The sequence below is a fragment of the Enterobacter cloacae complex sp. IR5402 genome (genome assembly GCF_049238125.1).
In the GTDB taxonomy this organism is placed as follows: Bacteria; Pseudomonadota; Gammaproteobacteria; order Enterobacterales; family Enterobacteriaceae; genus Enterobacter; species Enterobacter hormaechei_C.
In genome coordinates, this window is sequence record NZ_JBMKHO010000001.1 from 517,289 (window position 1) to 538,145 (window position 20,857).

General features: G+C 58.9%; 15 protein-coding genes. 5 read left to right on the forward strand and 10 right to left on the reverse strand.

Annotated features, from left to right (window positions below; all coding sequences use genetic code 11):
- Nucleotides 1-255: 255 nt before the first annotated feature.
- A complete protein-coding gene (locus ACOTXL_RS02535; protein ID WP_003856705.1) occupies nt 256-1,653 on the reverse strand; it encodes a NarK family nitrate/nitrite MFS transporter in 1,398 nt (465 codons plus the stop codon).
- A gap of 309 nt (nt 1,654-1,962) precedes the next feature.
- Here ACOTXL_RS02535 and narX point away from each other — a divergent pair, with 309 nt between their 5' ends.
- Nucleotides 1,963-3,759, forward strand: a complete 1,797-nt coding sequence (narX, locus tag ACOTXL_RS02540) for a nitrate/nitrite two-component system sensor histidine kinase NarX (protein WP_003856703.1) — start codon at nt 1,963-1,965, stop codon at nt 3,757-3,759.
- Nucleotides 3,752-4,402 carry a two-component system response regulator NarL gene (gene narL, locus ACOTXL_RS02545; RefSeq protein ID WP_003856701.1) on the forward strand — a complete coding sequence of 217 codons (651 nt, stop codon included), beginning with the start codon at nt 3,752-3,754 and terminating at the stop codon, nt 4,400-4,402. The genes narX and narL overlap by 8 nt, the downstream gene beginning before the upstream one ends.
- Nucleotide 4,403: 1 nt before the next feature.
- Here narL and ACOTXL_RS02550 read toward each other — a convergent pair whose 3' ends face one another.
- The 7 genes from ACOTXL_RS02550 to nasR all read right to left on the reverse strand — a co-directional run bounded on the left by ACOTXL_RS02550 (nt 4,404) and on the right by nasR (nt 16,796).
- On the reverse strand, nt 4,404-5,822 hold the full coding sequence (locus ACOTXL_RS02550; RefSeq protein ID WP_045351009.1) for a YchO/YchP family invasin: 1,419 nt from the start codon (nt 5,820-5,822) through the stop codon (nt 4,404-4,406).
- Between the two features lie 174 nt (nt 5,823-5,996).
- Complete coding sequence (locus tag ACOTXL_RS02555; protein WP_045351010.1) at nt 5,997-8,474, reverse strand: nitrate reductase; 2,478 nt, start codon at nt 8,472-8,474, stop codon at nt 5,997-5,999.
- The gene (gene nirB, locus ACOTXL_RS02560; RefSeq protein ID WP_072223367.1) at nt 8,471-12,457 is read right to left on the reverse strand and encodes a nitrite reductase large subunit NirB; all 3,987 of its coding nucleotides are present in this window, start codon (nt 12,455-12,457) and stop codon (nt 8,471-8,473) included. The genes ACOTXL_RS02555 and nirB overlap by 4 nt, the downstream gene beginning before the upstream one ends.
- 12 nt (nt 12,458-12,469) lie before the next feature.
- Nucleotides 12,470-13,258: an ABC transporter ATP-binding protein gene (locus tag ACOTXL_RS02565; protein WP_015570359.1), complete on the reverse strand. Its 789-nt coding sequence runs from the start codon at nt 13,256-13,258 to the stop codon at nt 12,470-12,472.
- Between the two features lie 9 nt (nt 13,259-13,267).
- Nucleotides 13,268-14,146, reverse strand: a complete 879-nt coding sequence (gene ntrB, locus ACOTXL_RS02570) for a nitrate ABC transporter permease (protein ID WP_045336444.1) — start codon at nt 14,144-14,146, stop codon at nt 13,268-13,270.
- A 2-nt stretch (nt 14,147-14,148) separates the two neighbouring features.
- On the reverse strand, nt 14,149-15,396 hold the full coding sequence (locus ACOTXL_RS02575; RefSeq protein ID WP_023296759.1) for a CmpA/NrtA family ABC transporter substrate-binding protein: 1,248 nt from the start codon (nt 15,394-15,396) through the stop codon (nt 14,149-14,151).
- Nucleotides 15,397-15,623: 227 nt separating this feature from the next.
- On the reverse strand, nt 15,624-16,796 hold the full coding sequence (nasR, locus tag ACOTXL_RS02580) for a nitrate regulatory protein NasR (protein WP_045351011.1): 1,173 nt from the start codon (nt 16,794-16,796) through the stop codon (nt 15,624-15,626).
- Between the two features lie 73 nt (nt 16,797-16,869).
- Here nasR and ACOTXL_RS02585 point away from each other — a divergent pair, with 73 nt between their 5' ends.
- From ACOTXL_RS02585 to ACOTXL_RS02595, 3 genes are all read left to right on the forward strand, one after another.
- Complete coding sequence (locus ACOTXL_RS02585) at nt 16,870-17,223, forward strand: DsrE/DsrF/TusD sulfur relay family protein (protein ID WP_045351012.1); 354 nt, start codon at nt 16,870-16,872, stop codon at nt 17,221-17,223.
- A gap of 106 nt (nt 17,224-17,329) precedes the next feature.
- A complete protein-coding gene (locus ACOTXL_RS02590; protein ID WP_045351013.1) occupies nt 17,330-19,114 on the forward strand; it encodes a methyl-accepting chemotaxis protein in 1,785 nt (594 codons plus the stop codon).
- 194 nt (nt 19,115-19,308) lie between these two features.
- Complete coding sequence (locus ACOTXL_RS02595; protein WP_003856678.1) at nt 19,309-19,548, forward strand: hypothetical protein; 240 nt, start codon at nt 19,309-19,311, stop codon at nt 19,546-19,548.
- 30 nt (nt 19,549-19,578) lie between these two features.
- On the opposite strand, the gene ACOTXL_RS02600 is transcribed toward ACOTXL_RS02595, so the two are convergent.
- Both ACOTXL_RS02600 and chaB read right to left on the reverse strand, forming a co-directional pair.
- Nucleotides 19,579-20,274 (reverse strand): gamma-glutamylcyclotransferase, encoded by a 696-nt coding sequence (locus tag ACOTXL_RS02600; RefSeq protein ID WP_017384255.1) that lies wholly within the window; start codon nt 20,272-20,274, stop codon nt 19,579-19,581.
- Nucleotides 20,275-20,450: 176 nt separating this feature from the next.
- Nucleotides 20,451-20,681, reverse strand: coding sequence for a putative cation transport regulator ChaB (chaB, locus tag ACOTXL_RS02605; RefSeq protein WP_032609439.1), 231 nt, complete (start codon nt 20,679-20,681; stop codon nt 20,451-20,453).
- Nucleotides 20,682-20,857: the final 176 nt, after the last annotated feature.

Sequence of the window (20,857 nt, forward strand, 5' to 3'; positions counted from 1 at the left end):
ATTAGATCAAATACCACCAAAGCGGTAGCCGTTAATATTTCTTAACCTTGTGATTTATATAGATATATTTTATTTATCGTACAATAAGCGAGGCAAAATTTAACATCTTAGGTATTAAGGGGTAGAAACACCTGTAAAGCGATGGCGATCACAGCGTTACCTGCGGGTGACCACGGGTAACGCCATTAGTATGTTGTAACTATTCAGCGATTAAAAAAAGCGCGGCACTCAGGCCGCGCAAACGGATAATCAAGCTTACTTGTTTTTCTTGGTATTACGGCCATATACCAGCCAGGTGATGACCACGCAGGCGATATAGAAGACGAGGAATACTTTCATCGCACCCGCCGGTGAGCCGGTCAGATCCAGTGAGATACCGAACGCTTTTGGAATAAAGAAGCCGCCAATCGCGCCTATCGCAGAGATAAACCCAAGCGCCGCAGCGGTATCGGTGGCGGCTTCACGCATTGCCTGCTCGTCGCTCCCACCCTGCGCTTTCACGCGGTCCATGGTCAGCTTGCGGAAGATGACAGAGATCATCTGGAAAGTAGACGCACTGCCCAGCCCGGCGGTCAGGAACAGCACCATGAAGACGCCGAAGAAGGCAAAGAAGTTACCCCCCTCACCACCCGCAGGCAGCGTCAGGAACAGCAGCGCACAGAAGATGGCCATTACAACAAAGTTCACCAGCGTAACGCGCGTCCCGCCCAGACGGTCGGAGATCATCCCGCCCAGCGAACGTGCCAGCGCGCCGATAAACGGACCGAAGAAGGCAAACTGAAGGATCTGCACGTCCGGGAACTGGGTTTTAGACAGCATGGCAAAGCCTGCGGAGAAACCGATGAACGAGCCGAAGGTCGCCAGATACAGCAGCGCCATCACCCACAGGTGGCCACGCTTCAGAACCGGCAGCTGCTCGCTCAATGACGCTTTGGACGCGGACAGATCGTTCATGAAGAACCACGCCGCCAGGGTAAAGACCACCAGGAACGGTACCCAAATCCAGGAGGCGTTTTGCAGGAACAGCACGGAACCGTCGGGCTGCGTCACACCGCCGCCGCCAAAGGCCGCAAAGATGGAGACAGAGATCGCCAGCGGGGCAATCAGCTGCATCACGCTCACGCCCATGTTACCCAGACCGCCGTTAATGCCCAGCGCGCCACCCTGCTTCGCTTTCGGGAAGAAGAAGCTGATGTTTGCCATACTGGACGCAAAGTTCGCCCCCGCAAAACCGCACAGCAGAGAGATAATCACGAACACGCTAAACGGTGTGGAGGTATCCTGCACCGCAAAACCGAGCCACACGCACGGTATGATCATGATCCCGGTACTGAAAGCCGTCCAGCGACGACCACCAAAGACCGGCACCATAAACGCATAAGGAACGCGCAGCAGTGCGCCTGAAAGCGACGGCAACGCGGTCAACATAAACAGCTGGTCGGTGGTAAAGGTAAAGCCCACTTTTGGCAGGTTAACCGCAACCGCACTGAACAACATCCAGACGCAAAACGCCAGTAACAGACATGGAACGGAAATCCACAGATTACGACTTGCTACACGGTGGCCGCGCTGTTGCCAGAACGCCGGATCCTCTGGACGCCAGTCTGTAATAACGGCACCAGTTTCCCTTTCGGGAGCGGAAGAGTGACTCATAGACACCTCTGATTCTCGAATGATGCTGCAAACATTAGGGCTTTAGAGCGGCGGTAAGTTGATATAAATCAAAGGAAAAGTGGGAGGTTTTGCGGCAAAAAAAAAGCCATCACTCTTAATGAGTAGATGCAAAACGTAAAAAAGGTGTGGTTTTTCACGGTGCTGAGGCATCCCTGCTTCGTCCACCCACTAACCGTTACCCCTCTGGCAATTTAGAGGTAATCCTTTATTGGTATGGGTATACTCCAGGGTATGCACCAGAATAGCGCCATTCCTGCAATCAGGTCACGTCAGGAGCCCGGCAACTCTATGTTAAAAAGATGTTTATCTCCGCTGACGCTGGTTAACCAGCTGGCGCTTATTGTTCTGCTGTCCACCGCTATCGGTGTGACCGGCATGGCTATTTCTGGCTGGCTGGTACAGGGTGTACAGGGTAACGCGCATGCCATCAACGAGGCAGGCTCGCTACGTATGCAGAGTTACCGGCTACTGGCGTCGGTGCCGCTGACGCAGGCTGACCAACCGCTTATCGACGAAATGGAGCGTACCGCATTCAGCCCTGAACTGGAAAGAGCCGCCATCCGTGACGGTCAGCAATCTCAGCTTAAGGCGCTTCAGGGCTACTGGCATACCCAGCTGGAGCCCGGCTTAAAGCGGGCGGAAGACCGGGAAACGGTCGCCCAGGATGTCGCCGGGTTTGTGTCACGCATCGATCATCTTGTCTCCTCATTCGATCGCACCACAGAGTTACGCATTGACCGTGTGGTGATGGTTCACCGCGCAATGGCGCTGTTTATGGGTTTGCTGCTGATTTTCACGGTTATCTGGCTGCGCGCGCGGTTGCTTAACCCCTGGAAACAGCTCCTGGCGATGGCCCGCGCCGTCACACAGCGCGATTTTACCCAGCGCACGCACATCAGCGGGCGCAACGAAATGGCGATGCTTGGCGAGGCGCTCAATACCATGTCGGCAGAGCTATCAGAGAGCTACGCGGTACTGGAACAACGCGTCCAGGAGAAAACCGCCGGGCTTGAGCAAAAAAACGAGATCCTCTCTTTCCTCTGGCAGGCGAACCGTCGCCTGCATATGCAGGTACCGCTTTGCGAACGTCTCTCGCCAGTACTGAACGGCCTGCAAAACCTGACTCTGCTCCGCGATCTTGAGCTTCGGGTTTACGACGTTGAAGATGAGGAAAACCATCAGGAATTTACCTGTCAGTCGGACATCTCCTGCGACGATAAAGGGTGTCATCTGTGCCCGCGCGGCTTGCCGCCGCTTACCACCAGCGGCACGACCCTCAAGTGGCGGCTGATGGACAGCCATACCCAGTACGGTATTTTGCTGGCCACCCTGCCCGCCGGACGTCACCTGAGCCACGACCAGCAGCAGCTGGTCGATACGCTTGTTGAGCAGCTCACGGCCACGCTGGCGCTCGACCGCCACCAGGAGAAACAGCAGCAGCTGATCGTGATGGAGGAGCGTGCCACCATCGCCCGCGAGCTGCACGACTCCATCGCCCAGTCCCTCTCCTGCATGAAGATGCAGGTGAGCTGCCTGCAAATGCAGGACGAAGGCATGCCCGAGAGCAGCAAACAGCTGCTCAGCCAGATCCGCAACGAGCTTAACACCTCGTGGGTTCAGCTTCGCGAGCTGCTGACCACCTTCCGTTTGCAGCTCACCGAGCCGGGGCTGCGCCCTGCGCTGGAGTCCAGCTGTCAGGAGTTTAGTGCCCGGCTGGGCTTCCCGGTGAAGCTGGATTACCAGCTGCCACCGCGTTTTGTCCCCTCTCACCAGGCGATCCATTTGCTGCAAATTGCCCGTGAAGCCCTGAGCAACGTGCTCAAGCATGCCGAGGCGACGGCCGTTACGGTCACCGTCAGCTGCCAGGATAATCAGGTGAAGCTCAGGGTTCAGGATAACGGCCGCGGCGTGCCGGAAAATGCCGAACGAACGAACCATTATGGTTTAATTATCATGCGAGACCGCGCGCAAAGCCTGCGCGGTGATTGCCAGGTTCGCCGGGGAGAGTCAGGTGGCACCGAAGTAGTGGTCACCTTTATACCCGAAAAGCCCCTCATAACTGCTCAAGGAGAAAACCATGACTAATCAGGAACCGGCATCTATCCTGTTGATTGACGATCATCCGATGCTGCGCACTGGCGTTAAACAGCTTGTCAGCATGGCGCCAGATATCACCGTCGTCGGGGAAGCCAGCAACGGCGAACAGGGTATTGAACTTGCCGAATCGCTCGATCCTGATTTGATCTTGCTCGATCTCAACATGCCGGGCATGAATGGCCTGGAAACCCTCGACAAGCTGCGGGAGAAATCCCTCTCTGGCCGGGTGGTGGTCTTCAGCGTCTCAAACCATGAAGAAGACGTGGTCACCGCCCTCAAGCGAGGGGCAGACGGCTATCTGCTGAAAGATATGGAGCCGGAAGATCTGCTCAAGGCGCTGCAACAGGCTGCCGCAGGCGAGATGGTGCTGAGTGAAGCGTTAACGCCGGTACTGGCCGCCAGCCTGCGTGCTAACCGCGCCACGTCTGATCGCGACGTCAGCCAGTTGACCCCGCGCGAGCGTGACATTCTGAAGCTGATTGCCCAGGGGCTGCCGAACAAAATGATCGCCCGCCGTCTGGACATCACCGAGAGCACGGTCAAAGTGCATGTCAAACACATGCTGAAAAAAATGAAGTTAAAATCCCGCGTCGAAGCCGCCGTCTGGGTGCATCAGGAGCGCATTTTTTAACTTACTCATCCGGCAGCAACTTCCACCGTGGATCGTCGGCAGGCATTGCGACGAGCGGTTGCACCACGGAAAGCGTGATCTCATTGGAGGAGACACGCTGCCCATCCTTATCTTCCACCACGGCCGTTAGCCGCCATGCGTTTTTCGCCCCTTCTGAATCATCCCATGCAGGCATGATCACACTCCAGCCATCGCTGCTGTTGCCGTTTGCCGGTGAGGTCAGGCTGAGCGCCTGGGTATCACCCAGCCAGTGGATCTGCCGGATACCGTGCTTGCTGCGAATTTGCAGCTTCAGCATCACGGTTTCGCCTGGCTTAAGATCCCACGGCGGCGTGGCCAGATATACCGAGAGGGTTTTGCGCTGACGGAATTCCATCACGGGCAGATTATCGCGCTCAGGTGAATCATAGCGGCTGCCCCGCAGCGAGCGCGTCGCCGCCACTTCCCCGGCGGAAAGCTGTTTCGCCAGCGGCACGCCAAAGCGATAGTTGAGCTTCAGCCCGAGGTTATTCTGGCTAACGCCGCTCTCCCCCTGCTTATGGGCAGCCGTCAGGGTGACCAGCGGAACGGGGGTATAGTTCAGCCCCAGGTTGACCGCAACCGGATTGTGATATCCCGTACCGCTGTTAAACAGATCGACGTTATCGCCAAAATACTGTTCAAAGCTGACGCTGGTGTTCAGGTGATGAAACCAGGGAAGCCAGGCTTTGGCCGTTACGTCGTACCCGCGCGCCATGCGCTGCTCGCGGATGTCGGAACGCGGCTGCCAGCCAGCGAACGGCTGGTAGTAATTGGCCGACAGGCGCAGGTTTTCACCCCACGCCTCTGCGCCCAGCCCGGCACGTTGCAGGTTGTCTTCCAGCAGGTTGTCGTAAAAGGTGTTGTAGCCCAGCAGCCAGTTTCCGGCAACCCAGCGCTGCCCGATCCCGACATTGCTCACCAGCCCATCTGTCTGCTGCGTCAGGCCAAGCTGGCTCCAGCTCAGATAACGGGTGTTGTCGTTCCAGGGGATAAACCAGCTACCGCTGCTGCCGTTAAAGTTGCCGTCGTCATCCACCAGTACATTGACGCTGGCGTTTCCCCAGGGTGAAAGCCAGGATTCAATCTGCTCGTTGACTTCCCCACTGACGGCATCCCGCACTTTGCCAAACGCGAACTGTCGCGCCTGCTGCCCGGCCGTCAGGCCGTTATCGGTCATACTGGCTTCACCGAAGGCCTTTGCCATTTCAGCCAGATGCTTTTCGCCTTCGGTGGTCGGTTGCGCCATACCGAGATCCGGCAGGCTATCGCCGTTATTATCAAACGGATTCTGCGCCTGCTGCACGAAGGATTTCGGCGCACCGTGAACGGCTCCAGCCGTAAAAAGGGAGAGTAACAGCAAAAAACGGATGCGGGACGATACAGCCTTCAACGTCGTCAATCAGAACCTGTGTTTATGAACAAACACTTATTATGTTAACGCCATAAGCCCTGAAAACCAGTCTTAACAGAAATTTCAGGAATATCCTGAAAAGATTTGTCGGGTGGCGGCTTCGCCTTACCCGACCTACAAATTCGTACCGGTGCGAAGCCGCCAACCGACGCCCTTGCACTATTATCCCAACAGCGCTTTCAGCTCCGGCACGCAGGAGCCGCAGTTCGTGCCGCAGCGCAGCTTCACGCCCAGCGCTGCGGCAGAATCACAGCCTCCGGCTATCGCCTTACGTATCGTATTTTCACCCACGCTGAAGCAGCTACAGATAATTCGCCCGGGATCGGCATCTTCGCCCGGCCGTTGTCCGTGCAGCAGCGCATGGCGTTCAGCGAGTTGTACGGGTGCAGCAGCAAAGGCTTCTTCAATAAACGCATGCGCCAGCGCCGGCAGCGTATGGCCCTCCCAGTAGCCCAGCATCAGCTCGCCGTGATGCCAGGCGAGCACGCTGCTGCGTTCTCCCGTCTGTGCCACCTGTAACTGCCAGCCCCGACCGCTGGCGTACGCCCTGACCCACGACAGCAACGGCTGCTCCCCCGCCACCGTCAGACGTGAGGCTTTACGCCACCAGCAGACCGACGGCGGCAGCGCTGGCAGCTCGCGGGCATACAGTTCACCCTGCCAGGCCGGTAGCCAGGGCATGATCCTCACCGCGGTTTGTTTACTCTCCGGCTGGCCGGAACCGGCATCAATCCGCCCTTCTACCAACGCATTGACCTTCCCCTGCCGTGCAAATTGCGCGTTCCAGTGCATCGGCGCAAACAGCTCGCCCGCACGCTGCGCGGTGGAGATACGTACTCTGGCAACCATCACCCCGCGCGGGGAGCTTATCCGCGCCAGCTGGCCGTCAGTCAGCCCAGCGCGCGCCGCATCGGTTGCGTTCATCTCAACAAAAGGCTCATCAATATGCTGCATCAGGCGCGGAACATACCCCGTGCGCGTCATGGTGTGCCACTGATCGCGGATCCGCCCGGTATTCAGTATCAAGGGGTACAATTCGTCGACGCCTGCCCCATGCGAGGAAGGATCAACCGGTACAAGATTTCTTTGCGGGAAATCACCGGCATGCCACTGATAAGGCGCCAGCGCGTCCCACGCCTCTCGCGACAGCGACGCCAGTTCGCGCAGGTTTAGCGCCCGTTCGCCGTTATTTTCAAACGCCGTCAGCGCCGCATGTTCACAAAATATCTCCTGAGGGTGTTCCCAGGCGAAGGCATCGCCATAACCGAGCTGCTCTGCGATCCGGGCGATTATCCACCAGTCCGGTCTGGCCTCGCCCGGCGCAGGCAGAAAGGCACGCTGGCGGGAGATACGGCGTTCAGAATTGGTCACCGTGCCGTTTTTCTCGCCCCAGCCCAGGGCGGGAAAACGGATATGGGCAAACCGGCTGGTGTCCGTCTCCTGCATCACCTCAGATACCATGACCAGCGGGCAGGCTGCCAGAGCCTGACACACCGCGTGGCTGTCGGGAAGCGACACGGCAGGGTTGGTGCCCATGATCCACACCGCCTTCACCTCGCCGCGCGCAATGGCGTCAAACAATTCCACCGCCATCAGGCCCGGGGTCTGCGCCAGCCGTTCTGTTCCCCAGAAACGCGCCACGCGCGAAAGATCGTCCGGCTCGAAGTTCATGTGCGCCGCCAGCTGATTCGCCAGCCCGCCCACTTCCCGCCCGCCCATGGCATTTGGCTGTCCGGTCAGCGAAAACGGGCCGCAGCCAGGACGGTTGAACTTCCCGCTGGCAAGATGCACGTTAATGATGGCGTTACACTTGTCGCTGCCGGTGGAGGACTGGTTGATCCCCATGGTGTAGAGCGTGATCGCGCGTGGCGCGGTGATAAACCAGTCGTAGAAGGTGCTAATCTCGTCTGAAGGCAGATCGCAAAACGCCGCCACGCGAGGGATCGGCCACTCGCCCCGCCCCTGAATCAGATTGAGCAACCCCACAAACAGCCCGGCGTCGCTGCCGGGTCTGAGCGCGAGGTGGAGATCGGCGATATCGCAGGTGGCGGTTTTACGCGGATCGATCACGACCACTTTTATCTGCGGATTGTTGTGCTTTGCCTGCACCAGCCGCTGATACAGCACCGGATGCGTCCAGGCCGCGTTTGAGCCAACGAGTACCACCAGATCGCTGTTTTCCACGTCCTCGTAGCTGCACGGCACCACGTCTTCACCGAAGGCGCGTTTGTAGCCCACCACCGCCGATGACATGCACAGCCGCGAGTTGGTATCAATGTTCGCCGCCCCGATAAAGCCTTTCATCAGCTTGTTGGCGGCATAGTAATCCTCGGTCAACAGCTGGCCGGAGGCATAAAACGCCACCGCCTGCGGCCCCCATTCGTTGATGATGTTCCGTAACCGCTCGCCCGCTTCGCCCAGCGCCTGCGGCCATGCCACCTCCCGGCCATCGACCACCGGGCGCAGCAGGCGTCCCTGCAACCCCGTGGTTTCCCCGAGGGCAGATCCTTTTACACACAGACGACCGAAATTCGCCGGATGAGTTTCATCCCCCCGAATGCTCACCTTATCACCGTCTGCGCTGGCGACCACGCCGCAGCCCACCCCGCAGTAAGGGCACGTTGTCCGGGTTTCGGTCATGAGGCCTCCGCACGCATCACCAGCTCTTCATTTCCAACCCATACCTTGCCGTTTTCAATTTTTACCGGCCAGGCGCGCACCACGGGTTCGCCATTCTCCACCTGACAGCCGTCGCGCAGACGAATACGTTGCTTGTAGAGCGGCGAGATCACCACCGGTTCCCCCGCCGCATCGCCGAGGATGCCGCGTGAAAGCACGTTCGCGCGGCTACCCGGCTCCCGATCGTCGAGGGCATAAACGTTTTTGCCAAAGCGGAACAGCGCAATCGGTTTGCGCCCAAGATGCGCACCGATGCCCGCCTGCTCCGGGATCTCATCGATATTACAAATTTCCTGCCAGCGCTTGTTCTCCTCCGCGGCGGGGACGTTCACCGCAGTGCGGAACAGCGCCAGGCGATCAGGATCGTTGAGGGTGGTTTGCCATTCGCACTGGTAGGTCTCCACCACCCGGGCCATCTCCTGCTCCAGCTCGTGGGCGATCCCCAGGCTGTCGTTGAGGATCACCTCGCGCAGATAGTCGAGGCCGCCTTCCAGGTTATCCATCCAGGTACTGGTACGTTGCAGACGATCTGCCGTGCGAATGTAGAACATCAGGAAACGGTCAACGGTGCGGATCAGCGTTTCGTCGTCCAGATCGCTGGCGAAGAGGTCCGCGTGGCGCGGCTTCATCCCGCCGTTGCCGCACAGATAGAGGTTCCAGCCTTTGTCCGTGGCAATCACCCCCACGTCTTTGCTCTGCGCCTCTGCGCACTCACGGGTACAGCCGGAGACCGCCATTTTGATTTTGTGCGGCGCGCGCAGGCCCTTGTAGCGGTGCTCCAGCCTGACCGCGAGGCCGGTGGAATCCTGCACGCCGTAGCGGCACCAGGTCGACCCGACGCAGGATTTCACCGTGCGCAGAGATTTCCCGTAGGCATGTCCGGTCTCAAACCCGGCCTCCACCAGCGCCTGCCAGATTTCCGGCAACTGTTCGAGCGTGGCGCCAAACAGGTCAATACGCTGCCCGCCGGTAATTTTGCTGTAAAGGCTATAGCGTTTCGCGATCTGGCCGATGGCGATCAGCCCGTCGGCGGTCACTTCACCCGCAGGCATCCGCGGGACGATGGAGTACGTTCCGTCCTTCTGAATATTGGCGAAAAAGCGGTCGTTGGTGTCCTGCAACGGCAGATGCGCCGGTTTCAGCAGATACTCGTTCCAGCAGGAAGCCAATACCGATCCCACCAGCGGCTTACAGATCTCGCACCCGTGCCCCTGACCGTAGCGGCTGATAAGCTGGTCGAAGGTGCGGATATGGTTGACGCGCACCAGGTGGTAAATCTCCTGACGCGAGTACGGGAAGTGTTCGCAGATATCTTTCTTCACCTCCACGCCCTGCTCCGCAAGCTGGAACTCCATCACCTGCTTCACCAGCGCGCTACAGCCTCCGCAGCCGGTCGCCGCTTTGGTGCACTGCTTAATGGCGCCGATATCCGTTGCGCCCGCGCTTACCGCCTGGCAGATATCCCCTTTGCTGACGTTATGACACGAACAGATCTGCGCGCTTTCCGGCAGCGCCGCCACGCCCAGCGCTTTCGGCGCGCTGCCTGACGACGCGGGTAAGATCAGCGTTTCCGGCTCTTTTGGCAGGCTGATGCCGTTGAGCATCATCTGCACCAGCGTGGCGTATTCGCTGGCATCGCCCACCAGCACGCCACCCAGCAGGGTTTTGCTGTCGTGGCTGACCACAATTTTTTTGTAGATTTGCTGCGGCCCGTGCGTCCACTGGTAGCTCAGCGCGCCCGGCGTGCGCCCGTGAGCATCGCCAAACGACGCCACATCCACGCCCAGCAACTTGAGTTTGGTACTCATATCCGCGCCGGTGAAGCGCTTCGCCTCACCCGCCAGCACAGCGGCGGCCACGCGCGCCATCTGGTAGCCCGGTGCCACCAGGCCAAAGATTTTCCCCTCCCACAGCGCGCATTCCCCGATGGCAAGCACATCCGGATCGGAGGTCCGGCAGCCGTCGTCAATGCAGATCCCGCCGCGCTCGCCGACAGCCAGCCCGCTGCTGCGCGCCAGCGCGTCCTGCGGCCGAATACCAGCAGAGAAGACCACCATGTCCGTTTCCAGCTGTTCACCATCGGCAAAGCGCAGCACCAGCCCGTCGTCTGCGGTGGCAATCTCCGTCGTCGATTTACTGGTGTGTACCCCTACGCCCAGCGCCTCAATTTTCTTACGCAGCATTGCCGCGCCGTCGCTGTCGAGCTGCACCGCCATCAGGTTAGGCGCAAACTCCACCACGTGGGTTTCCAGCCCGAGCTGCTTAAGCGCATTCGCCGCCTCCAGCCCCAGCAGGCCGCCGCCAATCACCACACCGCGGCGAGAGCCTGCCGCATGGGCCGCAATGTTGTCCAGATCGTCGAGGGTGCGGTAGACAAAACAACCCGGCAGATCGTTGCCCGGAACGGGTGGTACGAACGGGTACGAGCCGGTCGCCAGCACCAGCTTGTCCCAGTGAGTCTCATGGCCACTGGCGGTACGCACTACGTGTGCATCACGATCGATAGCAACGATCTGCTGGGAGAGGCGCAGCTCAATGCCGTTATCGGCAAAGAACTCCCCCGCCACCAGCGAGAGCGAGTCCGCGCTGCGTCCGCCAAAATATTCCGACAGATGCACGCGGTCATAGGCGGCATAGCGCTCTTCGCCAAAAACAATAATCTGATACTGCTGATGCAAATTGCGGTTAACGCAGTCTTCGAGGAAATGATGGCCGACCATACCGTGCCCAACCACCACCAGAGTAGGTTTTGTCATAGCGTTCTGTCCTGCAACCTGCGGTTGCGTTGTGAAACGATCGAACAGCCAGTCCGCGTGGGCGGGCGCAGCCGTTGCCAGTAAATCGGTAAAGGTTGCCGCGCTGCGGCAGTCACCCAGCAGCAGCACGCCAGCCAGCGCCTCCTGATGGATCAGTAAACGTCGATAGTGACGGGTCAGCGGATCCCATGAACTCCAGACCACATCGTCCGCCTGCGCCGTCGCGCGCCCGAGGCTGAACAGATCCACGCCGGTCACCTTAAGGCGCACACCGTTGTCGGTCAGGGTAAACGGCGCGGTGACCTCCCCGGCCAGCCGCGCGGCAAGAATATCCGCCTGCGCCAGACAGGGGGCCACCAGGCCAAACGTCTGGCCGTCAATTTCGCAGCACTCGCCGATGGCGTAGATACCCGGCACGGAGGTTTGCATCTCCTGATCCACCACGATGCCGCGCGCGCAGCGAATGCCCCTGGCATTCGCCAGCGCAACGTTGGGCTGCACGCCGGTTGCCAGCACCACGCGCGTGGCGGCAATGCGGCGTCCGTCGAGCAACGTCACGGCATCGTCAGCGATGGCGGTGATGCCGGAGGCGAGTTCACAGCTAACGCCCCGCGCCGCCAGCGCCTCTTCCAGCAACAGTCCCGCCTGCTGATCCAGCTGCTGTTCCATCAGCCACGGACCGCGATGCACGAGCGTGACGTTGTCACCCTTGCGCGCCAGCGCTGCCGCTGCCTCCACGCCGAGTACGCCGCCGCCCAGCACTACCGCCGGCCCGGAGATATTCTGGATGGCGCGGGTTTCTGCCAGGGTGCGAAAGGTGAACACATGCGGCGCATCGCCGCCGGGGATCGGCGGCACAACAGGGGTAGAACCGGTAGCAAACACCAGCGCATCCCAGCCCAGCGTGCGAGCAGAGGTATGCACTTCACGCGCGTTGACGTCTACTGCGAGCGCCGTTTCTCCTCGCAGCACCGTCACGCCTCGTGCCGTGTACCAGTCTTCATCGTGCAGACAGATGTGCTCCGCCTGCTTTTCGCCACCCAGCACTGGCGAAAGCTGGATGCGGTTGTATGCCTGCTCCGGCTCGTCACCGATGACGGTGACAGCGAAACGACCGGGAACACGCCCGGTGAGCGACGCAATCAGCCGGGTTGCCGCCATACCATTACCGATAATGACCAGTCGCATCGTGCCCCCTCATTACGCCGCTTTCGGCTGTTTTTCGTAGAGGAAATGGAGGATCTGCTGGCGCATGTGGTGATAGCGGCTGTCGTCCGCCAGCTGCACCCGGTTGCGCGGGCGCGGCAGATCGACGCGCAGGATCTCACCCACGGTGGCCGCCGGGCCGTTGGTCATCATCAGTACGCGGTCAGAGAGCAGTACCGCCTCGTCCACGTCGTGGGTGATGAGCACGATGGTGGTATTCAGCGCCTGCTGGATCTGCATCACCGAGTCCTGAAGATGGGCGCGCGTCAGCGCATCCAGCGCGCCGAAGGGTTCATCCATCAGCAGGACTTTCGGCTTCATCGCCAGCGCGCGGGCAATCCCGACGCGCTGCTTCATACCGCCGGAGATCTCCCCGGGGCGCTTATGCAGCGCGTGGCCCATCTGCACCCGGTCGAGATTGTGCTCAATCCACGCTTTGCGCTCGGCCTTACTCATGGTGTGACGGAAGACCTGATCTACCGCCAGCGCCACGTTGTCGAAGCAGGTCAGCCACGGCAGCAGCGAATGATTCTGAAACACCACCGCGCGCTCTGGCCCCGGCCCGGCGATTTCGCGGTTGTCGCAAATCAGCCCGCCTTCCGTCGGCAGCGTGATCCCGGCGATCAGGTTTAACAGCGTCGACTTGCCGCAGCCGGAGTGACCAATCAGACTGACGGTTTCGCCCTCGTGGATATCAAAAGAGACGTTTTGCAGCGCCAGAAACTCGCCGCTGGCGGTGGAAAAACGCTGGCTCACGGCCTGGACCTGAATTAACGGTTTCATCTTCACTCCTTATTTTTCCTGCCAGCTAAAGCGACGGGCGATCAGCATCAGCCCCTGCTCCAGCAGCAACCCGACCACGCCAATGATGACGATGGCGATGAGAATGTTTTCGACGTTGAGGTTGTTCCACTCATTCCAGATCCAGAAGCCAATGCCTAAACCTCCGGTGAGCATCTCGGCGGCGACAATCACCAGCCAGGCAATGCCAATGGAAAGACGTACCCCGGTCAGCACCGCAGGCAGCACGGCCGGGAAAAGAATGCGGCGCATGATGGTCCACTCTGAGAGTTGCAGCACCCGGGCCACGTTGAGGTAGTCCTGCGGAATACAGCGCACCCCTTCGGCGGTGTTAATGACCATCGGCCAGATGGAGCAGATAAAAATAGTCCAGCTCGATGCAGGCTCCGCTTTCTGGAACAGCAGCAGGCCGATAGGCAGCCAGGCCAGCGGGCTGACCGGACGCAGTAGCGCGATCAGCGGGTTGAACATGCGGGAGAAAAAGGTGAAGCGGCCAATCAAAAAGCCCAGCGGAATGCCCACCAGCGCCGCCAGACCGAAGCCGATGGCGACGCGCTGCAACGACGCCAGCACGTTCCAGCCAATGCCCATATCGTTTGGCCCGTCGCGATAAAACGGATCGGCAAACAGGCTTATGGCCGAATCGAGCGTGCTGAGCGGCGTCGGAAAGCCTTTACTGTTTATCGCCGCCAGCTGCCAGAGCACCACCAGCAGGCCGAGACCGAGCAGCGCCGGGATGACGCGCTGTAAAAAATCATTCATCCGACGCGTAAACGCGGGCGCACGACGGCGAACCTGTAACGGAGGCAGGACTATCACTTCCCCGCTCTCTGACGTCTCTTGTGGTTTTGTATTTTGCAGATGCTGCATACTCAGGCCCCTTTACGGTGAATAGCGAAGCGGTTGGCGTACCCTTCCGGATCGGTGCCGTTCCAGACGGTGCCGTCCATCAGGGTGCTGCTGCGATACGGTGATGACGGTGTGGACATGCCGCCCACGGCGGTCGCGGCATCCTGCCAGACCGCGGTCTGGTTAATGCGCTGTGCAATGCCCGCGTAATCCGGCGCGGCGTTGAGCAAGCCCCAGCGGCGGAACTGGGTTAAGAACCACATGCCATCGGAGAGATACGGGTAGCTCACGGCACCCTCGTTGAAGAAACGGATCGGGTGCGCATCCTGCCAGCGCTGACCGACCCCGTTGTCGTACTCGCCGAGCATGCGTCCGGTGAGATACTGTTCCTTGCAGTTGAGCCAGGCGCGGCGCGAGAGGATCTGCGCGGTTTCGCGTTTGTTTTCCGCTGACGCCTCGATCCAGCGCGCGGCTTCCATCACGGCGCTCACCAGCGCCCGTGCGGTGTGCGGATTTTTCGCCACCCAGTCGCGTCGGGTGCCGAGGATCTTTTCCGGGTGATCGGCCCAGATGGACTGCGACGTAGCGGCGGTAAATCCGATGCGGTCGTTAATCGCCCGCGCGTTCCACGGCTCGCCAACGCAAAACCCGACCATGTTGCCAATGCGCATGTTCATCACCATCTGCGGCGGCGGCACCACCACGGTGCGCACGTCGTCAAACGGGTTAATCCCCGCGCTGGCCAGCCAGTAGTAGAGCCACATGGCGTGCGTTCCCGTCGGGAAGGTATGCGCGAAGGTGTAGGTTCCCGGCGCCTGCTGCGCAATCAGCTTTTTCAGCCCGTCGAGGTCACGAACGCCCTTCTCCGCCAGATCGCTGGAGAGCGTAATGGCCTGACCGTTCTGGTTGAGGGTCATCAGGTTCGCCATCTGCTGCGGCTTGCCCGCGATACCCAGCTCCAGACCGTACAGCAGGCCGTAAAGAATGTGCGCAGCGTCCAGCTCGCCCGCCACCAGCTTGTCGCGCACCGCCGCCCAGCTCGCCTCTTTGGTCGGTACAATGGTAATGCCGTGTTTTTTATCGAACCCCTTCAGGGCCGCGATAACCACGGGCGCGCAGTCGGTCAGAGGTATAAACCCGATACGCACGGTATCCTGCTCCGGCTTATCTGACCCCGCCGCCCATGCGGCCTGCATGACACCCGGCAACAGCATCGCACCACTCGCCAGCATGCTGGCCTGCAATAACCGCCGTCTCGACAAATCCGCCATAATTGCTCCTGAAAAAAGGCAAAAAAAAGCGCCCGACGGTGCTGAAGCACCGCTGGACGCCTTTATCCTGAAGACGCATGCACCGCCGTTGGCGCATCGTCGAAAATGGTTAATCTGTTAATGCAAAGGTAATGCCAGCTTTTCATCCCCGGCGTTACGGGGTTTCTGCAAGAAGAGCGCTGTATTACGCACCTCAATCAGGCATAAATTGCCCACTGACTGTGCAACTACTCCCCAGGGGGTATCTTCCACAGATTTTTCACCGTAAGCAGCGCACGGGCGATATCTACCATGCGTTGGTTTTTATCCATCGCCATTTTGCGCAGGGAGGTCCACGCCTGCTCCTCGCTCATGTTCTGGTGCGTCATCAGCACGCTTTTGGCTTTGTCGATGGTCTTACGCTCCTCCAGCGTGTCGCGCAGGGAAGCAAGCTGACGGGAGAGTTGCTCAATTTCACGCGCCTGCTGGCGCACCAGCGGCAGCAGCGGTTTATCCGGAAATCGCGCCAGGATATCGTCGTGTTCATCGTCTGCGTGCAGGTTTTCGCTATAGCGGCGCTCCTCAACTGCCGTCATCAGATCGGCAATTGCCACCTCCTCCAGCGTGCGCAGGTGCTCAAGGCGCGCGGTTTGCAGGGCAAACCATTTGAGGGCGGTATCACCGTTATCTGCCGGAGGCTGGCGGGTGCACGCTTCACGCCTGAGTTTTTCAGTCTCCAGACCCGGCAGGCAGTTGAGGGTAAATGACTCCTGCACGTCTGGAGTGCAATGGGAGATAAAAACCTCAAAGCAGGCCTGCTGGCCATCAATGCGATCCACCAGCCGCTGGCGGGTTTCATCGTCAAAGAATCCCTGGGTGAAACCAATAGCCCCCAGCGCCCGCTCTTGTCCCACAAGTTCTTTGCCCTGCATCAGGCTGTAAAGGGCCACAAATCGGCCCGCGATGTGCGGATCGTCAATGCTGTCGCTGAGTTGGGGTACGATACTGAGCAAATGACGCAGTATGCGGCTGTAATGTTCCATCGCCTGCGGCGCGGTGACGCATTGACCTGTAACGCCATCACGCAGCGCCGTTAGCGTCTCAAGGCCGTGCAGTGCGCTGGCAATACGTTCGCACAGGGCGCTGCCCGGCAGCGGTTCGTTAAACTGAAGGTGCAATGCGGCGAGGTTTTCATCCACCAGGGCCCTGCTGGCCTTGCATTCAGGCGCGTACAATTTGGCCTGCGAGCAGAGCCAGACATTTGACGCACCGCGCTCGCACTGTAGCATATGCACCAGTCGACTGATGCCGTTCACCAGTGCGCCCAGCTGCGCCAGTCTGCCGAGCTGTTCCTCGCGCAACATTCTCGCACGCTGGAACCATTCGGTTGCGCCAGGGGAACTGCCAGCCACTATCGTCATCGTTTCTCTCCCCGATACGTATTCTTCGGTACGAGAAGCAATATTCGTGCCTTTTCAAAGAACAGGAGTCAACATGCAGAAGATTGTGATCGTCGCCAACGGTGCGGCCTACGGCAGTGAATCCCTTTTTAACAGCCTGCGCCTGGCAATCGCGCTGCGCGATAAGGAGAGTGAGCTGGAGCTGCGCCTCTTTTTGATGTCCGACGCCGTCACGGCCGGGCTGAAGTGGCAAAAACCCGCAGAGGGCTACAACATTCAACAAATGCTGGAGATCCTGACCGCGCAAAACGTTCCGGTCAAACTGTGCAAAACCTGTACCGACGGGCGCGGCATTACCGGGCTGCCGCTGATTGATGGCGTGGAAATTGGTACGCTGGTGGAGCTGGCTGAATGGACGCTTTCCGCCGATAAAGTATTAACTTTTTAATAATAACCCGCTAAAAATATTATTTTCTTATGGACGCGGTTTCAGCATCAAGTTTACCTGCACCGTTGCCGATAGGCATGGAAACAACACAGCAGGTATTACACTTATGTTCAGATCCATTCGCGCCCGCATCATTGCCGCGACGACAGGCTGTCTGGTCGTCGCCCTTCTTCTTAATACCATTATTAACTTTCAGGTCACGCGCCAGGATAATCAGCAGTCGCAGCGCGATATTCTGACCAGCACCAGCGCCAGCCACAACATGGCGATTGCCGACTGGGTGAACAGCAAAATAACCGTCATCACTTCGGCGCAGTCGGTCGCGCTCAGCGACGATCCGGTTCCGGTGTTTAAACAGCTTGCACTGGCGGGTGGATTTACCAACGTCTACGTGGGTTATGCCAGCAAAACGGCTAAATTTTCTGACCCAACCGGGGTGCCCGCTGATTACGATCCCACCCTTCGCCCGTGGTATCAGCAGGTCGTCAGCGCTGATGGCCCGGTAGTGACTGCACCCTATGTGGATGCGGGCACCGGGAAACTGGTGGTGACGTTCGCGGTACCCGTTAAAGAGCAAGGCGCCCTGAAAGCGGTGGTGGCGGGCGATGTGGCAATGGACAGCGTGGTGGCTAACGTGCGCGGTATTCACCCGACTCCGGCCAGCAGTGGACTGCTTTTGGACAGCAACGGCACCGTAATTGCCGGCAGCGATCCTGCGCTGACGCTTAAGCCGTTTACTGAAACGATCAAAGGGACCGATTTTGCCACTCTGAAAAGCGGCAACCTGGTTGACGGAACGTCAAACGGACGCGAAAAAACGTTCCTGGCCACCGCCGTGCCGGGGACGCACTGGCTGCTGGTTGTGGCGCTTGATAACGGCGATGCCACCGCAGGGATGCGCTCATTGCTTAAAGCATCTGCACTGTCGCTGGCAATCCTCGCCCTGCTGAGCGGAGCCCTCATGCACCTCCTGATTGCCCGCCTGCTTAAGCGGCTGTTCGGTATCCGTGACGCGATGAACAACATTGCCAACGGTACTAACGATCTGTCGCAGCGTCTGCCGGATAAGGGGGGCGATGAAGTGGCGCAAATCGCGCAGGCGTTTAACGCCTTCAGCGATAAGCTTTCTGTGGTGATGGTCCAGCTGCGTGATGCGAGCGCCTCAGTGAAAAACGCCGCGCATGAGATTGCGGCGGGTAATCAGGATCTTTCCGGGCGTACCGAGCAGGCGGCATCAAGCCTTCGCGAAACCGCCAGCGCCGTGGAAGAGATCACGGCCTCCGTTACGCAGTCAAACGAGTCGGCAGCAGAAGCGAATGAACAGGCTAGCAAGGCCTCTGCCGCCGCATCCCGCGGCGGCGACGTCGTCGCTCAGGCCATCAGCACCATGCAGTCCATCGAACTGGCTTCCGCGAAAATCGGCGATATCACCAGCGTCATTGACGGCATCGCCTTCCAGACCAATATTCTGGCGCTTAACGCCTCGGTGGAAGCGGCACGTGCCGGGGAGCAAGGCCGTGGGTTCGCGGTCGTTGCGGGGGAAGTACGTAACCTGGCCAGCCGCAGCGCTCAGGCGGCGAAAGAGATCAAATCCCTTATTGATTCCACCACCGAAAGCGTTGCAACCGGCTCCCGGTTTGTGCACCTTGCGGGCGACAGCATGGATGAGATCCGCGCCAGCGTCGGGAGCGTGTCAGGCATAATGCGTGAAATATCTATTGCCACCCGCGAGCAGATGAAAGGGATCCATGAAATTAACCACGCGGTGACTCATCTGGATCGCATGGTGCAGCAGAACGCCGAGCTTGTTGTACAGTCTGCTGCGGCGGCCAGCGCGCTGCAAAGCCAGGCGGGCGACCTTGCTGAGACCGCAGGCCATTTCCGCATATAATTTTTCCCGGACGCGCGTTAAACAGGGAAAAAGTGCGTCCGCTGAAAGGTTTCAGGGATTTTGTCATTTTTGTTTAATCGTTGCGCCATTTTTTGATCGAAATCAGCATCCCACTCCTGCCCCTTTGGTGTTATGCAATGAGTAAATTGTGAACAACATCACGCTCGGGATGGGCAAAAACGACGGGGTATAAAATGGCACGAGTTAAAACAAGTCTGAAACTGTTTGGCGGGGATACGGTAGTGGTGCGTTGCTCAGAGCGTTGCCGCATCCATCTGATAAGTTCGAAAGGACAGAAACAATCGCAGGCAGATATCCTTACCGTCCAGGACGATAAGGCCTGGCTGACGGTGCCTTACACCGGCACCTGGGATGTGCTGATCGACAGCCACAGCCAGTCGCTCGAACATTCCGTAAGTTACGTGGCAGCATAACCATAAACGCCCGGCCAGCCGGGCGTATTATCAGGCAAAACCTGGCCGCAGCGTATTGCTGAGCGGGTTCCCTTCCAGCAGCGCTTTCACCTTCACCACCAGCTCACTCAGACAGTCGTCCTGCATACCGAGACGCGTCAGCTCCTGATCGAGCGAGAAAAGGTACTGGGCGTTAGTACCCAGCGGTCCACTGGCGGCGGCAATCAGCGGGGCAATCACCTGGGTTCGGGTGTCGGCTTCATACAGCGGGTGGCGCGGATCCATAATGAACACCAGCGCGTTGACGGTGCGGCCGTCATCCAGTTCCAGCTTGCACCAGCTGGGCATATAGCAGCCGGTGATCATCTCGCGCTTCCACAGCAGCGTCAGCTCATCTTCCAGCGTGGTATCCGGCAGCCGGTATGCCACGCCCGTGGTGCGCCCGCCCTCTTTTAGTGCAAGCATGCGTCCTGGCTGACACGCGCTGCCGCGTCCGGCGGTCAGGCGCAAACAGAAGGCGCGGTGCCAGCCAGGCAGCGTTCCGGTTGCCGATTCAACAAATTCGAGCGCCGGGTTCCACATCAGCGAGCCGTAACCAAAGATCCAGACCGGGCCATCATCCGGGCGGCAGGCCAGCGTTGCCGCAAGCGACGCCGCACGTTGTTCAGCCGACCACAGAAGCGATTCCTCAATAGCACCAAATGCCGTCTTACAATCTGCCTTCATCAAGAAATCACGCGTTAACACATTCCACCTCCGCCACTGCATGCTTCCTTGCGACATCTGTAATTCGCCTTCCCGGCATTCTGTGCTGTTCATTTTAACAGCAGTTGAGCAACGATAAGCAATTCGCGGGCCAGATGCAATACAGCGGCAGGTCAACCGCCTGAAATGTCAAAAGGGAGGCAGCGTATTATTCGCGGCTATTTCTTTTTGTGCCATTTATCATCGTCCCCTTTCTCATAGTCATTTTTTACGGCGGCCCAGGCCACCTTATGGGCCGTCTCTTCGCGGCTGGCATCGTCCCGGCGATCTTCTTTATCTTTGTACTGATCCCAGGCGCTGTTAAAGGCTTCTTTGTAGATTTCCTGGGCGTGGGCAGGCAATACGTTTTGCACGTTATCTGGTAATTCGCTTTTCGATTTGTATGGCATCGTTAACCCCTCTTTTGGCTAAAAGATAAGTGTGGACGACGATACGCGAGGGTGCCAGCCAACAGAAAGAAATGAACAATATAAAAATGCAAGTCATTGTTATTAAATTAATATTTAACAGAGATAGGCCATTATAAGCCTCAGGCATAAAAATTATAATAAAGGGTAAAATTAAG

Excerpts from the sequence above, each read along its gene's own strand:
- ACOTXL_RS02565 (WP_015570359.1), bottom strand. The coding sequence starts at position 13,258 with ATGAAACCGTTAATTCAGGTCCAGGCCGTGAGCCAGCGTTTTTCCACC.
- ACOTXL_RS02575 (WP_023296759.1), bottom strand. The coding sequence starts at position 15,396 with ATGGCGGATTTGTCGAGACGGCGGTTATTGCAGGCCAGCATGCTGGCG.
- narX (WP_003856703.1), top strand. The coding sequence starts at position 1,963 with ATGTTAAAAAGATGTTTATCTCCGCTGACGCTGGTTAACCAGCTGGCG.
- ACOTXL_RS02595 (WP_003856678.1), top strand. The coding sequence starts at position 19,309 with ATGGCACGAGTTAAAACAAGTCTGAAACTGTTTGGCGGGGATACGGTA.
- nirB (WP_072223367.1), bottom strand. The coding sequence starts at position 12,457 with ATGCGACTGGTCATTATCGGTAATGGTATGGCGGCAACCCGGCTGATT.
- chaB (WP_032609439.1), bottom strand. The coding sequence starts at position 20,681 with ATGCCATACAAATCGAAAAGCGAATTACCAGATAACGTGCAAAACGTA.
- ACOTXL_RS02585 (WP_045351012.1), top strand. The coding sequence starts at position 16,870 with ATGCAGAAGATTGTGATCGTCGCCAACGGTGCGGCCTACGGCAGTGAA.
- ACOTXL_RS02535 (WP_003856705.1), bottom strand. The coding sequence starts at position 1,653 with ATGAGTCACTCTTCCGCTCCCGAAAGGGAAACTGGTGCCGTTATTACA.
- ntrB (WP_045336444.1), bottom strand. The coding sequence starts at position 14,146 with ATGCAGCATCTGCAAAATACAAAACCACAAGAGACGTCAGAGAGCGGG.
- ACOTXL_RS02555 (WP_045351010.1), bottom strand. The coding sequence starts at position 8,474 with ATGACCGAAACCCGGACAACGTGCCCTTACTGCGGGGTGGGCTGCGGC.
- ACOTXL_RS02590 (WP_045351013.1), top strand. The coding sequence starts at position 17,330 with ATGTTCAGATCCATTCGCGCCCGCATCATTGCCGCGACGACAGGCTGT.
- narL (WP_003856701.1), top strand. The coding sequence starts at position 3,752 with ATGACTAATCAGGAACCGGCATCTATCCTGTTGATTGACGATCATCCG.
- nasR (WP_045351011.1), bottom strand. The coding sequence starts at position 16,796 with ATGACGATAGTGGCTGGCAGTTCCCCTGGCGCAACCGAATGGTTCCAG.